9 protein-coding genes are annotated in these 18,945 nt (G+C 36.7%); 4 read left to right on the top strand and 5 right to left on the bottom strand.

Annotated features, from left to right (window positions below; genetic code table 11):
- The first annotated feature begins 280 nt into the window (after positions 1–280).
- The 4 genes from AC57AW_RS22460 (at position 281) to argS (ending at position 7,046) form a co-directional block, all read left to right on the top strand.
- Positions 281–3,241 (top strand): SusC/RagA family TonB-linked outer membrane protein, encoded by a 2,961-nt coding sequence (locus tag AC57AW_RS22460; protein ID WP_496353651.1) that lies wholly within the window; start codon positions 281–283, stop codon positions 3,239–3,241.
- 4 nt (positions 3,242–3,245) lie between these two features.
- Entirely contained in the window at positions 3,246–4,706 is a 1,461-nt protein-coding gene (locus AC57AW_RS22455; RefSeq protein WP_496353650.1) for a SusD/RagB family nutrient-binding outer membrane lipoprotein, read from the top strand.
- A 56-nt stretch (positions 4,707–4,762) separates the two neighbouring features.
- Positions 4,763–5,212, top strand: coding sequence for a lipocalin-like domain-containing protein (locus tag AC57AW_RS22450; protein WP_496353649.1), 450 nt, complete (start codon positions 4,763–4,765; stop codon positions 5,210–5,212).
- A gap of 73 nt (positions 5,213–5,285) precedes the next feature.
- Positions 5,286–7,046 (top strand): arginine--tRNA ligase, encoded by a 1,761-nt coding sequence (gene argS, locus AC57AW_RS22445; protein ID WP_496353648.1) that lies wholly within the window; start codon positions 5,286–5,288, stop codon positions 7,044–7,046.
- 110 nt (positions 7,047–7,156) lie between these two features.
- Here the strand turns inward: argS and AC57AW_RS22440 are convergent, their stop codons facing one another.
- From AC57AW_RS22440 to ccoN, 5 genes are all read right to left on the bottom strand, one after another.
- Positions 7,157–8,098, bottom strand: coding sequence for a YihY/virulence factor BrkB family protein (locus AC57AW_RS22440; RefSeq protein WP_496353647.1), 942 nt, complete (start codon positions 8,096–8,098; stop codon positions 7,157–7,159).
- A gap of 1 nt (position 8,099) precedes the next feature.
- Positions 8,100–10,427: a translocation and assembly module lipoprotein TamL gene (gene tamL / locus AC57AW_RS22435; RefSeq protein WP_496353646.1), complete on the bottom strand. Its 2,328-nt coding sequence runs from the start codon at positions 10,425–10,427 to the stop codon at positions 8,100–8,102.
- Positions 10,427–15,460 carry a translocation/assembly module TamB domain-containing protein gene (locus AC57AW_RS22430; RefSeq protein ID WP_496353645.1) on the bottom strand — a complete coding sequence of 1,678 codons (5,034 nt, stop codon included), beginning with the start codon at positions 15,458–15,460 and terminating at the stop codon, positions 10,427–10,429. Before AC57AW_RS22430 ends, tamL begins: the two co-directional genes overlap by 1 nt.
- Positions 15,461–15,746: 286 nt before the next feature.
- Complete coding sequence (locus AC57AW_RS22425; protein WP_496353644.1) at positions 15,747–16,634, bottom strand: cbb3-type cytochrome c oxidase N-terminal domain-containing protein; 888 nt, start codon at positions 16,632–16,634, stop codon at positions 15,747–15,749.
- Positions 16,635–16,652: 18 nt separating this feature from the next.
- On the bottom strand, positions 16,653–18,932 hold the full coding sequence (gene ccoN / locus AC57AW_RS22420) for a cytochrome-c oxidase, cbb3-type subunit I (RefSeq protein WP_496353643.1): 2,280 nt from the start codon (positions 18,930–18,932) through the stop codon (positions 16,653–16,655).
- Positions 18,933–18,945 lie beyond the last annotated feature (13 nt).

Here is an 18,945-nt window from a genome sequence, read left to right as displayed (position 1 = left end):
TTTTCTTTTGCGTTAATTAATTAACTGATATTCAATTTGTTTTAATGATTTTGGGATAAATAGAATATAGATAATATCAATTTAAGTGATTGTTATTATTTCTTAAAAAAAAATAACAAATAAGTAATTCATTTTTGTTAAATATTTTGTTTTTAACTTATTTTAATACTTATTTGTATGTTTTTATTTTAAAATATTGAATAAACTGTAATTTTTTTAAATTTTGCTTTGCTGTATTAAGAAAGTTTTACAAATTTGTAGGGTACAAAATTAATTTGATATGAAGAAACTAACAGCAAGTCTTCTTGTTTTAGTATTATCTTCTTCTATAGCGGTTGCGAACGCTCAGCAAAAGAATGATACTATTAAAACAAAAGAAATTGAGGGTGTGGTTGTAACTGCACTCGGAATTAAAAGAGAAAAAAAATCTCTTGGTTATGCTTCTGAAGAAGTAAAAGCAGCAGAATTAACCGGTGGAACTACAAACACGGGTAACGTTGCATCTCTTCTTTCTGGTAAGGTAGCCGGACTACAGGTAAATACAAATAACAACTTTGGTGGATCTGCCAATCTCTTGATCAGAGGATATAAATCTTTAAATGGCGGTTCTCCACTTATTGTAATTGATGGTTCCCCAGTTAATAACACAACAGTAACAACTGGAGCTCCTTTCGATTATGGTAATTTCTTATCAGATATCAATCAGGAAGACATTGAATCAATTAACGTGCTGAAAGGTGCTGCAGCATCTGCTTTATACGGAGAAAGAGGAAGTGATGGAGTTATCCTAATTGTGACTAAAAGTGGTAGAGGTAATAATGATGGAAGCTGGGGAGTTACTTTAAGCTCAGGGATTACTGCTGGTTTCATTGATAAATCTACGTTCCCTAAATACCAAACAAAGTATGGTGCTGGATATGGGGGGGAATCTTGGAATGAAGATCCTGGGCCAGGAGGATATAATTATGCTAACTTTGGAGATGATGCATCTTATGGACCTGCATTTAATCCCAATTCACTAGTCTACCAATGGGATTCATTTGATCCGTCTTCGCCTAATTATGGTAAAGCAACACCTTGGGTAGCCGCTAAAAACGGACCCATTAAATTCTTTGAAACACCAGTCACATACGTTAATACACTTACCCTTGAAAAAGGCAACAAAACGTCAAACCTTTCCTTATCATATTCCAATATGCTTTCTAATGGTTTGATGCCTAATTCAGAATTGAGAAAAAATACAATCTCGGCAAAGTTCAGCCATGATTTCACTGACAAATTACATGCTTCTGTTTTTACGACATTAACCTTACAAGGGACAAGAGGACGTAATGAAACCGGATATTCAGATAATATTGTTTCTGGTTTTAGACAATGGTGGCAGACCAATACGGATGTATATGCTTTAAGAAGTGCTTATCAAAATAATGGCAACAGTAACTTTTCTTGGAATCGAACTTCGGCAGATGATGGTACTCCACAATATTGGAATAACCCTTATTTCCAAAGATATCAGAGTTATCAGTCAGATGACAGAACAAGAGTCTTTAGTTATGCGCAATTAAAGTATGATATTTCTAAAAACTTCGGTATTACGGGTAAGTTATCTTATGATGATTTACAGATGGTGGTAGAAGAAAGATTGATGAACGGATCATTGCCTCAGGTATTCGGAGCTTCTGGCCTTAATGTTGGATCAGGATATGCAAGAACGAATGTCAAGAATTCAGAAATGAATTTTGACTTATTTGCTAACTATAAATTTAATATCACTCCTGACTTAAATGTAAGTGGAATTGCGGGAGGAAACGTTAGAAGAAATTTGATCGATAATGTATATATGAGTACAGAAGGTGGTTTATCTAAACCAGGACTTTTTGCTATATCGAACTCAGTAAGAACAATACTTCCTCCTGATGAAAATTATGCAAAATTTTTAACCTCAAGTTTATATGCAACAGCATCTTTTGGATATAAAAACTTTTTATTTGTAGATGGTACTTTCCGTGTTGACCAATCTTCTAATTTACCAAAAAGCAATAACAGTTACTCATATCCATCAGTAACTGGATCCCTTATCTTGTCAGAATTTGTGAAACAGCCATGGCTTAGCTTCTGGAAAGTAAGAGGAAACTATGCTGAAGTAGGTTCTTCAACAACTAACTACAGATTAGCCAATACATTTAAAGCAAGAGGAGAAGGATTGTTTGATCAGCCTTATTTCCTTGCGAATCCTGATTTGAAACCTCAGAGATCCAAAGAAACTGAATTTGGTATGGAGGCTCAGTTCTTTAAAAATCGCTTAGGATTTGATATTGCTATTTATAAGACCAAAACTATTGATCAGATCATCAATTTACCAGTATCTTCAGCTACAGGATACAGAACATTCTTGGTAAACGCTGGACAGATTGATAATAAAGGTATTGAAATTCAGCTGAATGGTACACCATTCAAATCTGATAACTTTACTTGGGATGTTAATGTAAACTGGTCTAAGAACGAAAATAAAGTTATTGCCCTTAATGGTAATTCACAGAATTATCTAATGGCAACTTATCAAAACGGAGTTTCTTTGAATGCCCGTGTAGGTGAAGCTTTTGGAGCATTGGTAGGATCAGATTATCAATATGATGCTAATGGTAACAAAATTGTAGATCCGGTGAGTGGAAACTATCTTAGAAATAATAATCAGGTGATTGGAAATATTACACCAGATTGGGTAGGAGGTATAAGAAACAGTTTCCGTTATAAAGAATTCTCTTTAAGTTTCCTTATTGATGTAAAACAGGGAGGAGATGTATATTCTCCGGATATGGCTTATGGAATAGCTACTGGTTTATATGAAGAAACAGCTTACTATAGAGAAAGTGGAATTATTAATCCAGGAGTAAATCCAAATGGAAATCAAAATACTACTGTAGCAGGTGATCCAACTTCTGCTGGTAGTGTAGACGGATATGGTGTTATGCCAAATAAGAGATTCGTATACGATGCTTCTTATGTGAAATTAAGAGAAGCTAGTATAGGATATTCATTGCCAAAATCTATTTTAGCGAATACTTCTATTCGAGATGCAAAAATATCTATTGTAGGTAGAAACTTATGGATAATTCACAAGAATTTACCATATGCTGACCCGGAAGCAGGTACAGGTAACGGATTAGCTGCAAAAGGACAGTCTATTGGGGTATTGCCTACGACTCGTGATATTGGAATAGATTTAACTTTAAAATTCTAAAAAAATGAAAAAAATATTTTTAATTATAGGCTTAGCTTCATTATCATTAACTTTTACATCTTGCGAAAGAGAGATTACGTCATTGAATGAAGACCCTAAGCATCCAACGGAAGTGCCTTCCGGAGTACTTTTTGCAAGTGCTGAACAGGTTTTACTTGATCAGATCTTGAATGTTAATGTTAACCGTAATATTACCAAATTTTTCACCCAGCAATGGTCAGAGACAACATATATTGATGAATCAAGATATGATATGGTATCAAGACCGATTCCTAGAAACCATTATAATCGTATGATGGCTTCTTCGTCAGCTACAGTCAATTCTCCAGGAGTTCTTTCAGCATTAAGAGATGCTAGAAGATTCCTTGACAGTGAAGGAGTAAGTGCTGTTGTGAAAAATAATAATATTGCTATGATTGAATTGGTAAATGCTTATGCATGGGCTAATTTAGTTGATACTTATGGAGATGTACCTTATTTTGGAGCTCTCAAGGCAACAGCAGAAAATCCGGGAAATTCTGAAATCCCATATGATGATGCAAAGACGATTTATCTTGATCTCATCAAAAGAATAGATGCTGCTCTCGCTATGATTGATACTTCAGGTACTGGATATTCCAATGATCTGATTTATAAGGGAGATATGTCAAAATGGAAGAAAATGGGTAATTCTTTGAAATTTAGACTAGCTGTTACTCTTTCTGATGTGGAACCCGCTCTGGCTAAAACTTATGCGGAAGCAGCATATTCAGGAGGATTATTTACAGAAAAAGCAGATAATTTCGGATTACAGACTTTCCCTTCAGGTTTATTATCAAACCCTGTTTATCAGGATGTAATCCAGTCTGGTAGAAACGATTTTTTACCTTCTGATGTATTAATGAATTTCATGAATGGGAAAAATGATCCAAGAAGAGCCGTTTGGTTTACTACTGTAAGCGGTGCATATATTGGAGGAAAGTATGCTAAACAAAACGTTTTTGGACAATATTCTCACTTTACAAATGCTATTTCGGGAGAAAATGCTCAAGGGTTCCTGTTAGATTATACAGAAATCATGTTTTTAAGAGCTGAAGCTGCACAGAGAGGATTTAGTGTAGGAGGTGCTGCTGCTACTTTATATAATGATGCTATTATGGCTTCTATGACAGAATATGGAGTAAGTCTTGCAAATGCTGGTGCCTATGCTGCTGCTAATCCTTATGATGCTGTCAATTGGAAAAAATCTATTGGAGAGCAATCATGGATAGCCATGTTTAATAAAGGCTTCCAGGCATGGAACTTTGCAAGAAGACTTGACTTTCCGGTATTTGTGAATCCTTCGAATTCTAGAGTAGAAGCAGTTCCAATTAGAATGCGTTATTCTGACCAGGAATATCTTTTGAATGCTACTAACGTAAATGCTGCTGCATCAAAAATAGGAGGAGATAAAGTTTCAACAAAGATCTTTTGGGATAAATTTTAATTTGAACAATAATCCGGTTAATGATAATATTAGCCGGATGTAGAAAATACTTAATTATGAAATATTTTATTGGAATTCTTTTATTGATGGGAATTGTTTCATGTTCTAATGATGATGATAATAATAATGTAGTGACTAACGAAGTGAGCATAAATGGAACATGGAAACCATTTAAATATGAATTCCGAGGCAAAACTATTACGCTGAATGATTGTGAGGACAAAGGAGGGATAATGATCAATGCAGATTTTTCAGGAGCCTATGACAGATATGAAGCAGGAGTTTCTGGAAATTGTAATTTATCAGATTCTTTTGTAGGGAAATGGGCTTATGATAAATTGTATAACACCCTTGTAATTACTTATACAGAGGCTGGAGTTACTAAAACCATGAAAAAAGAAGTACAGTCATATTCTGATACTGAACTTAGAATTCGGGATAATAGTAAGAATCTGGATAATATACCTGGAAATGACGATGCCGTCTTAGTTTTTAGAAAAGAATAAATATTTCTTTACCTATAAAACCGCCTTCGGGCGGTTTTTTTATTTCCGTATATTTGTACTTCAAAATTTTGAAATGAATATTAAAGATATTATAGAAGAAAAACTTTCAGAAGTCATTTTAAACGTATATCAGTTAAAAGACATCAAGCTGGAAGTTCAGGAAAATAAAACGGAATTTGAGGGTGATTTTACCATTGTCACTTTCCCGTTGGTAAAACAGTTGAAAAAAAATCCTGAAAGTATTGGGGTTGAATTAGGTGAAGCTTTGACAGAGCAGACGGAAATTTTCGAAAGCTTTAATGTTGTAAAAGGGTTCCTTAATGTTAAGGTTAAAAACCAATTGTTTGTAGATAATTTTAGATCTGTAAGCAAAAATTTCTCTACAATAGAAAAGAAAAATTCTACAGTAATGGTAGAATATTCTTCACCAAATACGAATAAGCCATTACACTTAGGGCACATCAGAAATAATTTGTTAGGATTCTCTGTTGCTCAGATTTTAAAGGAAGCTGGATATGATGTGATCAAAACTCAGATCATTAACGACAGAGGAATTCATATCTGTAAATCTATGCTGGCGTGGGAGAAATTCGGGAATGGAGAAACTCCTGAAACAACAAATACTAAAGGAGATAAATTTGTTGGAAACTACTATGTAGAATTTGACAAAAACTATAAAAAAGAAATTGCAGATCTTGTAGAGCAGGGAGTAGGAGAGGAACAGGCTAAAAAGGATGCTCCGGTGATGAAAGAAGCACAGAAAATGCTCTTGGATTGGGAAAATGGAGATGCAACGGTAAGAGCGCTTTGGGAAGAAATGAATTCATGGGTTTACAAAGGATTCAATGAAACGTATAAAAGGCTTGGTGTTGACTTTGATCAGGTCCAGTACGAAAGCAATACTTATATTTTAGGAAAAGATCTTATTCAGGCAGGGTTGGATAAAGGAGTTCTGTACCAGAAAGAAGATGGTTCTGTTTGGTGTGATCTTACTGATGAAGGTCTTGATCAGAAGCTGTTGCTGCGTTCAGACGGTACTTCAGTCTATATGACGCAGGATTTGGGAACAGCCGTAGAGCGTTTTAAAGACAATAATATTCAAAAGTTGATTTACACTGTTGGAAATGAACAGGATTATCACTTCCAGATTTTATTTAAAATTATGAAAAAGCTTGGATATTCATGGGCAGATCAGTTATTCCACCTTTCTTATGGTATGGTTGAACTTCCGGAAGGAAAAATGAAATCCCGTGAAGGAACTGTTGTGGATGCGGACGACCTGATGGCAGAAATGCATGAAACGGCAAAATTAAAAGCTATAGAACAAGGAAAACTTGATGGTCTTTCAGAAGAAGTAAAAGTAGCTTCTTATGAAATCATTGGAATGGGGGCACTCAAATATTTCATGCTGAAAGTGGATCCTAAGAAAAAAATGTTATTCAATCCGGCAGAAAGTATTGAATTTAATGGAAATACAGGACCGTTTATTCAATATACCTATGCTCGTACGCAGTCTTTGTTGGCAAAAGCAGATTACCAGTATAAAGAAATCTCGGATGTAACTTTAAACCAGTATGAAAAAGAACTAATCATGCTTTTGGCTAACTACAAGACAATTGTTGAAAGAGCAGCAGAAGCATTGAGCCCAGCCTTGATCGCCAATTATGTTTATGACCTGGCTAAATCTTATAATTCGTTCTACCAAAGTAATATTATTCTGAAACTGGAAGATGAAAATGTAAAACAATTCCGTTTGAATATTTCAGATATCACAGCGAAGACGATCAGAAAATCGTTGGAACTACTGGGAATAGGAATCGTAAACAGAATGTAAAAATAGAAAGCCTCCTGAATTTTTAGGAGGCTTTTTTGTATGTAAAAGTTTTTGACGTATTAATTAGTTTAGAAATAATACATAAACAAAGACGTCACAAAACCAGAATCTTACAATTTATTACTTTCCCCACTGCTCATCTGCTTCAGACTATCTGCATACAATTTGGCTGAAGTCCATCTTGCATGCTTGGAAAGAATAGCTTTATATCCTTTTTTATAAGTATAAACTTTGGTAAATACGGCGCCAAAAAATATCAGCATACAGGAATAGTTGATCCACATCATAATCAGGATGACCGTTCCCGCAGCTCCAAAGGCTGAAGTAGGTTTTATCTGGTTGAAATAAAGACTTAATAAAAACTTTCCGAGGGTAAATAAAACAGTTGTCAGAAATGCTCCTTTCCATACCGGTTTCCAGCTGATCAGAACATCAGGCAGTACTTTAAACATCAAAGCAAATAAGAACATGACAATTCCAAAACCTATCGCAAAATTCACAAACTCTACCAGCATATAGGTTTCAAAACCAAAATACTGAGTGATTATTTTATTGAACAGACTGATCAGAGAAGATAAAACCATAGTGATCATCAAAAGAAATCCCATAATAAGAATCATTCCCAAAGAATTGGCTCTGTCCAGAAGAAATTTAATCAATGCCTTTTTGGGAGCAGCTTCTACTTCCCAAAGTGAATTTAATGAATGCTGAAGCTGAAAAAAGAGTGTTGTAGAACCGAAAACCAAAGATCCAACTCCTACGGCTTTCATGAAAATATTCTTTTTGTCAATCAGAGCACCTGCCAGCATACCTTCAATACTTTTGGCAACATCAGGGCCCATAATACCACTGATCTGCGTGCTTATTTGTCCACGGATGGCTTCTTCGCCAAAGAAATTTCCGAGTACCCATATAATAATGATCAATAATCCCGGAATTGAAAAGATAGCATAATAGGCCAGACTTGCTGAATCTTTTGATGCAGTAGAATTGTTCCATTCTGTAAATGTATCTTTCAGAACCTCCCAGAAAAATTTAGCACTTTTAATCATATTAAAAAGGATATCCGATAGCAATATTTAAAACAAGATTATCTTTTCTCCAGTTAGAGTCTCCGAAATTAATTTTATCGAAGGCCCATCTGTCCCCTTTTTGATAGTAAGGAACTCTCAGTGGCATCGCAAGATCAAGTCTTAAAATCAGGATAGAAAAATCCAGTCTCAGACCTACTCCGGCACCCACCGCAATTTCGTTTAAAAAGTCTTTTGAAAACTTAGCGCCCGGTCTGTCTTTGTCGTCGTGAAGCAGCCAGATATTTCCGGCATCTACAAAAACGGCAGCATTTAAAAATTTATAAAGATTGGCTCTGTACTCAGCATTTAACTCCAGTTTAACATCCCCGGACTGATCAAAATAAGTTCCTTCATCAAGGGTTCTCGGATCAAAACTTCCCGGCCCTAATGTTCTTGCACGGAATGCTCTGATACTGTTGCTACCTCCTGAGAAAAACTGCTTGGAGAAAGGAATAAACTCTGAATTTCCATATGGATAAGCGATCCCTCCGATAAATCTCGTTGCCAATGAAGACTTTTCAGTGAACTTATGATAGAATCTGAAATCATTTTCAATCTTTACATATTGGCTGAAAGGAATTCCAAATATTTTCTTTTCCTTATCTTTCTTTACATCAGCCCCTGTGGTCAACCCTGTAATATTTCCTGCCAGATCAAGGGTACCTTTATAATAAACCGTATTGGTTCTCGGCAGCATGGTATTGGTGTACGTGAAAGAATAGGTAGGTCCAAAAATAAGCTGTTTATCAACAATCCGTTGCATAGCAGGATTTTTGGCAGATTTAGCACGATATTCTTCTGTAACATTTGCTGGAGATACCAACGTAATATCAATGACTTTCAGATCATGTTCTTTCCTTGCATTTTCTTTCCATAGATATCCAAATGATCCGGTGAAATTATTTAAGGTATAATATTGTGTTCTGTTTTGGAATTCATATCCCAATGTGATATTCGTTCTGGGAACAAATTCGCTGGAAGAATGAAAACGGAAAGGAGCAACAATTCTCGGAATGGAAAGCTGCACATTCGTTCCCGCACGGAAAATATTATTTGCATTCTGAGCACCTCCCATCTGGAAATCAAAAGCTCCGTAGATGGCTGCTTTGAATTGTTCTGCACCCCTGAAGAAATTTCGGTGAGTCCAGTTTAGATTCAGTTCACTACCCGCATAGTTGGCAGAATTTGTTCTTCCCAAGGCTTCCAGACGAAGCGACTGAATTTGTCTTGGAGTTAATAAATAATAAGCATCAAATTTATGACTCAGTGAATCAGAAACAACAAACTCATTTTTTACAAATTTGAAAACACCCAGGCTGATCAATCGGTTCAGGGTGAGATTGTGATTGGAGCGGTTATAAAGATCTCCTTTTTTAAAATATAAAGCTCTGTCAAAAATTTTCGGTTTGAATTTATGCTGTGGGTCAATGACGTAAATATCATCAAAACTATATTTTGAAAGAGAATCTTTATTCATCGGAATACTGTATTTGCCATCCTTTACATCCTGAATGTTGTAATTGGGAAATACAATAACTTTATCTATCCCGAATTGCTGAGTCGCTAAATCCGGAGTGTTATCTTTGAGTTTTACGTTAAGTTCAACCTTATGATTTTTGCTTACCGTACTGTCTGCCTGTACAATGATATTGTCAGGATGGAAATAGTAAAAACCTCTTTCCTTTAAGCCATTATCAATTCTGTCTCTTTCCGCCTTGATGACATCCAGATCAAATGGTCTGCCATTTTTAAGAAACGTTTTATTTGCTAAACCTTGGATTTCCTGATTGACCAGCGTAGAATCCTTCTGGAATTTTACTCCGTCAATCATATATCTGGAACCCGGTCTTACGGTATAAATGACCTGCGCTTTTTTATTCTTCGAAACGGTATCATATGAAGCCTTAGCATTGAAATACCCTTTGTTTTCAGAATAGTTTTCAATAATATCTTTGTTGAATTCACGGTCTACATCGCCTAATAACACAGGTTTTTCACCCATTTTATATTTAAGCCAGTAATTAAAACCTTTATCCTTTTTTGGCTCTTTGGCGATATTATAAAAATATAGCTTGGGACGCATTCCCAAAAATGTAGAATTGGGTTTTGGAGTGAGGTTTGCTTCCAGCGCAGTTTGAAGGTCTTTTTTTTCGCTCTTTGAAATCGTATCGTTTTCAATCTTTACTTTGGCTCCCGTGTAAAGCATCTGGCCTTCTTTCAAAAACCTTGTATTGCTGCATGAAATCACAGTTGATGCCATTCCGGAAACCAACAGATACTTACAATATATTTGGAACTTATTACTCATTATTTAAATTCTACCACTTGGTTATTTTGATTTTTTTTCGGCTTTTTCTCTTTAGATTTCTGGAAAATCTCCCGGAATTTGTCATAATCCAAAGTAATAATAAATCCTACTCCGGTTTCTATGATCTGCCCTTGAAGAGCCACCTGATATTCATCTTTACGGTAAGCACGTAACATGTACCTTCCATCTTTGGAAAGACTGTAATCTACGGAAACATTCCCTGCGATATTGGTCATATTTTCGTTCTCACGAGCCTGACCTTCCAATCCGAAATTACTTCCTACCGTTACTTTCAGTCGGTCATTCAATAGTTTTTTGCTGATATCCACATTCAGGTCGGTTCTGGTATTTTTTTGTCCACTGGAATAATCTTCCGAAGAATCAAGTCCAAAATTAAGATCTACCCCTTTGATCAGGCCTGCAGCAAGATTATTTAACTGCTGAGAAAGAATTTTACTCACACTCTGTCTTGCCATGGTCTCCGCAGACATTCCCGCGCCGCTTTCAAACGGATTTTCTCCGATAAAGCGGTTCAGAAGCAGTAATGCAAAAACCTGTTTGTTCAGTTCAGATTCCTGAGTTCTGAGTTGGGCAAGTTTTTGATCTACAACATCTTTTACATTGGTAGAGACCGAATTATTTTTTTCTTCCGTAGTAATATCAAAAGTAAGCTGAGGTTTCAACAGCTCACCTTTCATTTTCAATAAAGCATTGAATGGAATTCTTTGTTTAAACTGATTGATCAGTGATGCGCCGCCGTTTTCGGTTCCTACCTGCTGCTCCACAAGATCAATAGGTGCTGCCTCTGTTTTATAAACAGCTGTGATATCCATGATAGCCGTGGTAGGTTCACCGGTCCAGGTTATCGTACTTCCTTTCTGGATATCAAACTTACGCTTCAGGAAGCTTACAGAAAGATCATAGCTGCCTTTTTCTACTTCATATACCCCAACCAATGTGGTTTTTCCTGACGGATCTATTCCGCCGGTTAATTCGGCCTCACCCTGAAGTTGTACAAAATCACCGTTGGCTTTGTCAATAATCAATGAAATTTTTGCTTCCTTGCTTACTTCAATATTAACACTTACGTCCATCCCTTTGATACGGCTCTGTGCATTAAGAGAATCTGCTTTAATCGTTTTGTTTAAAACTACCTGATCCTGATCCACAAACTCTACTATACCATCTCTTTCCTGTAAAGATGGTGTAGATTGGGGGAGAACAAAAGTAAAATCAGTATTATCTGCTATATTCAGTTTTCCGTCTACCTTGGGAAGATCCAGGTTTCCGCGGATATGAAGTCCGGCATCAATAGCCAGAATCCCGTACATCATCGCATCATTTGACTTTTCCGAATTAACAACTTTAAAGTCCTTGGCATTTACATTTAGGTTAAAGGCAAAATCTCTGTACGTTTGGGTAAGAACCTGCCCATCTACGACTAGAGCATTTCCGTCTTTGTCTTTGATTTTGAATTTATCAAACTCTATTCCCTGGCTTGTAAAGTCTATTTCATCACTCAGATCTCTGAAATCACTTCCTATTTTGGCAATTTCCAGTCCGGCATCATTGAATTTTACTTTTCCTAAAATATTGGGTTTATCAGTAGTTCCGGTGATCTTTAAATTTCCTGAAAGATAACCTTCCGTATTGGTAATGGCATTCATAGAAAAGCCTTGAATACTCTTCATCTGAAGCTGGTTGATCGCCATATTCATATCAAAAGTACTGGAAGAAGTGTTATAATCTCCCAGGATTTTCACATCATTATTATTTCCGGAAAGTGCAATATCTGCATTTAAAACATTCGGTGAAGCATTGTTCACTTTTACCGCAAGATTTCCGACAGGACTTCCATAGACGATTAAGTCGGAAATATTCAGGTCGGAAGTGAAGGTCATATTTTTAGTAACATCCCGAAGCTGTGCTGTTCCGTTGATGGTTCCTCTTGCCAGAACGGTATCTTTTTTAATAAGTTCCGTAATGGTTTCAATTTTGAAATCTTTCAACGAAATGTTCAAAGGACTACTTGGGCTATTGCTTTCAGACTGAACTGCAATTTGGCTGTTCCCATTGGACAAAATAAAGTTATCCGCCAGAATTCCTTTGTTGCTGATCTGGATTTTGTTGTTTTCCGCAACATTCCAGTCTGTATAATTTAGCTTTAATCCGTTCGGATTTAAAGATATTTCTGTAATGTCATTCAGTGATTTTGCGTTTCCTGCAATCAGGAATTGGGTAGCATCTTTCTCGTCTTTTGTCGTTATATTGTATCGGATCGTATTGTCAGCAACATCACCGTCAATATTGATTTTGTTTAAAGAAAAACTTGAACTTTTTAAGGCCGCAACATTCAGACTGTACTGTAATGCCTGATTTTCATTCGTAACTTTTAAAGCTCCTTTTTCAATAGTATTTTCACCATAAAGTAATCGGGGAACCTGTCCGTCAATTTCAATTTTTTGAGAATCGGCATCATAGTTTCCTGTCAGATTGATGGTTTCAAAATCTTTCAGATCCGGAACAAATTTTCTGATCAGGTCATCATTTTTTATTTTAGCTGTAAAAGTAAAATGCTGCCCCGGATCAATTTTCTGTTTGTTATCCGGTTTCTGGAACTGATAATATTGATTGACCGTTTGCGTTAAAGCGCTAAAAATCTGAGTCAGTTTATATTTACCTTTCAGTTCTACATCTGCTACCTGAGAGTTGAAAATAATCTGGGTAGAATCCTGAGTAGAAGAAGCTTTCAGATTGACTTCCTGTATAGGATACACTTCTTTTGTATCTGAAAATGCAAAATCTTTAAGGTTTAAATATCCGTTCAGATTATTCGGATCAAGACTTGTGAAATCACCATCAATTTTTCCAGCAATGATCATCGGTTTTTCATAGAAACCAAGTTTGTTGACATCCAGTTTGATGACTTCTCCATTCACTTTTACCGTAGGATTTTTTTCATCATACACTCCGGAAGCGGTCAGCTGTAAACTGGCATTTGGGTCCTTTGAATCTAAAGTCACATGATAAGCACCTTTGTTGATCTTTCCGGTAAGATTCATGTTTTGATAACGGTATCCTTTGTAGACTGCGGAAGCAACATGTCCTTTTAAATCTGCATTGGCATTTTTAAAATCAAAACTTTCACCTTTTGCAGCAATCTGTGCTGTGACAGGGCCAATGTCTTTATTCTGAATGATTTTTCCCACCTGTATTCCCTGAAGATTTGCTTTTACATCATACAATTCATGATTTTTCCTGCGCATATCTACTTGTGCGATGACAGCGGCATTTCCTAGTGTGGAGTAGAGGTTCAGATCTGCGTTTACCACTTTGGTTGTTCCTTTTGCAGTTCCTTTGACACTGAAATGGGAGGGAAGTGAAATATTGGAAGGAATAGTATTTTTCGGTACAAGATTGAATATCGTTTTGGCACTGGAAGAAAATTCCCCGATTCTCAGATCATAATATAGCTGATCCGGATTCATCGCATTTTTGATTTTTCCGGAAGCCATTACCCTCAACTGATCCAGCCCGGAAACTTTAAGATCCTGAATTAAAAGATCATTCACGCTTCCTTTTACATTCGCATTGACATTAAGAATAGCGTTCGGGTATTTGTTGAACGGAACGGTATTTTTTAAAGTCGGAACCAGGTTCAGAATATCAGAGAATCCTATTTTTGAATCTTTGATGTTGGCTGAGATTTTTACAGCACCTAAGTTTGAACTGAGCTGATCTATGGAGTTATAGTTTAAAATAACCTCATCACGTAATATTGTTTTTGGGGTCTGAAGATAAAGATCTTTGAGATAAGCCTCCTTTTCTGCGTAGACAAAATCAGTATTGAATTTCTGGATATCCAGACCTCTGCCTTCTTTAATTTCTGCTGTGTTCACAGTTCCGGCAAAAGTATTATTCTCCATTTTGAAGCTTCTCACCTCAACATTCATTTTTGAAAAATTAAGGTGGTTGAAGTCCATTCCCTGTTTTGTCGGAGCGATGGCTGTATTGTTATAATTAACTTTTACATCGTTCAAAACAAGTTTTCCTAACAGCAATTTCATGGCCTTATCCTGATCGGAAGCTTTGGAAACTTCAGGTTCTTTTGTTGTTTTTGGATTGGTATTCTGGGCAGGAAGATAAAGATTGGCATTAATATCTGCCCCGGAAAGAAATACATTTGAAACGTTGTAGGCATTGTTTTCAAGATCAAGCTTATTGACCTTTGTACTCAGCTCTTTGAAGATAACTTTTGCAAATGTTTTGGTATTTTCATCACCGTAGTCAATGTCGAAATGAGTAAGCTTAATGCCTCTCAATCCAATATTCATTGGCTTCTTTTCATTGAGAGAATCTACTTTTTTCTCAACTTTTTGGGCAACTTCTTCTACAAGTCCCTGTTTTAACTTTAATTTTAATCCGTCAAGATTAATATCATTAACAGCGTAATTGTTTTTGTTAAGATCAAAAGTTTTTACTCTTGTATCAAAAGACTTAAAATAGAGTTTAATGTCATTCTTTGATTGTTGGTCATTGAAGGTAACGCCAATATCTTTTAAATTGATTTTATCAAGAGAAATAATGAATGGTTTGGAAGAACTTTCTTCTTTGTCACTGGTTGCGAAAGCATCAATGATATAATCGAAATTGAATTTGCCATCCGGTTTCCGGACAACATTAGCGCGGGCTCCTTCCATGCTGACTGAAGTAATGTCTGCTGTAGAATTGAGGAGTTTCATCATATGTAAACCTACATCCAGTTTCCTGACTGCCAGGAGTGTGTCTACATCTTGCCCTTTGAGATAAAGATTTTCCATCACCAGGCTGTTGGGAAATCCAATGTATACTTTTTCAAGACTTACCTTGGTTTTAATTTTTTTCTCAAGGTAAACAATAAGCTTGTCTTTAATGAAGTTTTGAACGGCAGGAAGTCTTAAGCTTAATATCAACAGGGTAAGAAAAACCAATATTGAAATAAAGGTTATTGCAATACGCCTTAAAATTTTTGTGGTGTTGATTTTCAGTTTCAAATGCGAGGTGGTTTCTAACAAAGATAATAATACTATTTTACTTAGTCTTTGTTGTGGTATCCTTTGCAAATGCAAAAATCCTGCCTTGGCTGTCTTATTATGGAATTTTTAGTTTGTAGTTGTCAAGTGAATAGTTGAGTAAGACGAACCAAGGCATGGATATTTATTGTAAAAAAGCCCCCTTTATATCATTTTAATGTTGAAAAGGTTAGTTAGCAAAAATGAAATTCAAATGTTAGTGTAGAAAAGGGGGCTTGGCATGGTTTATATGATAGATAATAATTTTTTAGTTGTTTCCGTTTTCCCATTTCACTTCTTCTCCCTGCGGAGCGGCACCGCCTTGTGCGGCTGTAATAGGAGCGGTTTCCTGGTTGATATGGTAAATGTAAGCAGCAATCTTTTCAGCATCTCTTCCTGTGATGGTTCCTTCCTTGATGAAAGGCCTCATGGTAGGATTGTTTGGAGAACCGTTTTCAAGCATCCAGAATACATTTTTAAATAAACTTTTTTCTTTCATGTTGATCCAGTGTGTATCAGTAAGGTTCGGGCCTATTCCTCCTTTTCCTCCGTCTCCATGGCAGGTAACACAATTCGTTTTGAAAAGCTCCTGACCTTCTGCGATATTATCAGCACTGTATTTTGCGGATTCCAGGTTGATCTGAGGAGCTGTTTTTTCATATTCTTCAATAGAGGCCAACATGGTTTTTACTTCTTTGGTATATTCTACCTCAGGATGGGCGTAATCTGTAAAAGAAAAGGCTACCAGATAGACTACACAGAAGATACATCCAAACCAAAACAGACCAATCCACCATTTCGGAAGTGAGTTGTCAAGCTCTGTAATTCCGTCAAAACCGTGGTCGATAAGGATATCCTTTTCTTCTGTAACGGATTGTTTTTTGAAGGCAGAGTTCCATAATTTCTGATAATAAGGAACCTTTTTGTCTGCCAGATATTGTTTTTTCTCTTCTTCTGATAATCTGTTGAAATTTTCATTTTCCACCAGATCTCCAATCGAATTCATGATCAGCAGGAGGATAATGGCAATTAATATAAGCGCCCAGAAAAAAGGAGAAGAAAAATATCCTGAATCACTGGCGAACATTTCAAAGGCCATGATCGTTAAACCTATCGTTGCTGCGATATATATTGAAATTGGGGTTCTCGTTTTCATTGCAATTCAATTTTAATGTTACTCTACACTTGCTGTTTGTACCTGTGTTGTTTTAATGTCGGTACCTAATCTTTGCAGGTAAGCGATCATCGCTACAATTTCTCTCTGTTCAAGTGGTATATACGCAGATCCTTTTGCTGTTTTCTCTTTTACCATTTGATCTTTCACATCTGTTGCTTCAGAGTAGATTCTCTGTACAATTGCTTTTGACTGGTTGTCTGCCCATTGGTTGGCAGAATCTATCTGAGCTTTTGTATAAGGAACATCGAAAACGTTTTTCATCAGTTTCATCTTATCCACCATCTGATCACGGTCCAGTTTATTGGTGATCAGCCATGGGAAACGAGGCATGATAGAACCGGCAGACGTAATTCTTGGGTTGTACATATGTTTGAAGTGCCATGAGTCTGGGTTCCTTCCTCCTTCTCTGTGAAGATCCGGTCCTGTTCTTTTAGATCCCCATAAGAAAGGTCTGTCGTAAATAAATTCTCCGGCTTTGGAATACTGTCCGTTTTTTCCTTCAAATCTTACCACTTCATCACGGAAAGGTCTGATCATCTGAGAGTGGCATGAATTACAGCCTTCACGGATATAAAGATCTCTTCCTTCCAGTTCCAGCGGTGTATAAGGTTTTACTGCCGTGATCGTCGGAACACTTTGCTTCAGTGAGAGTGTGGGAACAATCTCCACCAATCCACCAATTGCTATTGTGATAAAAGCTAATATAGAAAGGAGAGTAGGTGTTCTTTCCAACCACAGGTGTACCCCTTCGCCTTCTTTTCTTGAAGTACTAATGTTGGCTAATGCAGGAGCTTCCGCAGGAACTTCTTTCTGGAATGAACCGGCTTTAACAGTTTTGATAACGTTGATGACCATTAAAATTGCTCCGGACAGATAAAGAATACCTCCTAAGAATCTCATTTTAAAGTAAGGAATGATCGCGGTAACAGTATCCAGCCAGTTTTTCCATAATAAGGTTCCGTCTGGGTTGAATTGTTTCCACATCAATCCCTGTGTGAATCCTGAAATATACATAGGAACGGCATAGAAGATAATTCCTAATGTTCCCAGCCAGAAGTGCCAGTTGGCCAGTTTTTTAGACCAAAGAGGCGTTCTCCACATGATCGGAACCAGATAATATACCACTCCGAATGCCATGAAACCATTCCATCCAAGAGCTCCTAAGTGTACGTGACCAATAACCCAGTCGGTATAGTGACCAATTTTATTTAATGATTTTGTTGCCAATAAAGGTCCTTCAAAAGTAGCCATACCATAACAGGTAATAGCAACTACAAAGAATTTCAGAATCGGATTTTCTCTTACTTTATCCCATGCTCCTCTTAAGGTTAGAAGACCATTCAGCATTCCTCCCCATGACGGTGCAATAAGCATGATAGAGAATCCCGTTCCTACGGCCTGAGCCCAGGCAGGTAAAGCTGTATATTGCAGGTGATGAGGCCCGGCCCAAAGGTATACAAAGATCAGCGACCAGAAGTGAATGATGGATAGCTTGTATGAGAATACCGGTCGCTGTGCTGCTTTTGGCATAAAGTAATACATCAGACCTAATACAGGGGTAGTTAATACAAATGCTACCGCATTGTGCCCATACCACCATTGTACTAATGCATCTTTTACACCTGCATATACAGAATAAGATTTCCAGCTTGTGAAAGATAACGGAACTTCCAGGTTATTGAAGATATGAAGCATTGCTACAGCAATCCAGGTTGCAAGGTAGAACCAGATGGCTACATATAAATGTCTCACTCTTCTCTTGGCAATAGTTCCAAACATATTGATTCCAAAAACGATCCATGAAAATGCAATTAAGATGTCAATAGGCCATTCATGTTCAGCGTATTCTTTAGAAGTGTTGATTCCCATAAGGAAAGTAATCACTACACTAACGATCATCAACTGCCATGACCAAAAATGGATCCATGAAAGCGTATCACTATACATTCTTGTTTTAAGAAGTCTTTGCATACTGTAGTAAGCACCACAGAAAAAGGAATTACATACGAAAGCAAAAATTACAGCACTGGTATGAAGCATTCTGATTCTTCCGAAGCCCATTGCTCCCTGAGTATTGATCAGTCCCTGAATATTGCCTGAAGCTAAGCTTTTAATAGTTGTATCATCCGTACCGAATAAAAATTCAGGTAATTCAGGATAAAAAAGCATCAATGCAGCTGTAAGCCCCAGCAGAAATCCTACAAGTCCAAATGCAATAGTTGCATAGAGGAATGCTCTGACAATATTATTGTCATAATTAAATTTTTGCGTCTCCATAAATTCCAATAGT

The organism is Chryseobacterium sp. BGA-UO-ETr-SB22, from assembly GCF_059567885.1.
This window is presented reverse-complemented; position numbering and strand designations above follow the sequence as displayed.

Coding starts and splice junctions, on each gene's coding strand:
- AC57AW_RS22460 (WP_496353651.1), top strand. CDS start 281: ATGAAGAAACTAACAGCAAGTCTTCTTGTTTTAGTATTATCTTCTTCT.
- AC57AW_RS22455 (WP_496353650.1), top strand. CDS start 3,246: ATGAAAAAAATATTTTTAATTATAGGCTTAGCTTCATTATCATTAACT.
- AC57AW_RS22450 (WP_496353649.1), top strand. CDS start 4,763: ATGAAATATTTTATTGGAATTCTTTTATTGATGGGAATTGTTTCATGT.
- argS (WP_496353648.1), top strand. CDS start 5,286: ATGAATATTAAAGATATTATAGAAGAAAAACTTTCAGAAGTCATTTTA.
- AC57AW_RS22440 (WP_496353647.1), bottom strand. CDS start 8,098: ATGATTAAAAGTGCTAAATTTTTCTGGGAGGTTCTGAAAGATACATTT.
- tamL (WP_496353646.1), bottom strand. CDS start 10,427: ATGAGTAATAAGTTCCAAATATATTGTAAGTATCTGTTGGTTTCCGGA.
- AC57AW_RS22425 (WP_496353644.1), bottom strand. CDS start 16,634: ATGAAAACGAGAACCCCAATTTCAATATATATCGCAGCAACGATAGGT.
- ccoN (WP_496353643.1), bottom strand. CDS start 18,932: ATGGAGACGCAAAAATTTAATTATGACAATAATATTGTCAGAGCATTC.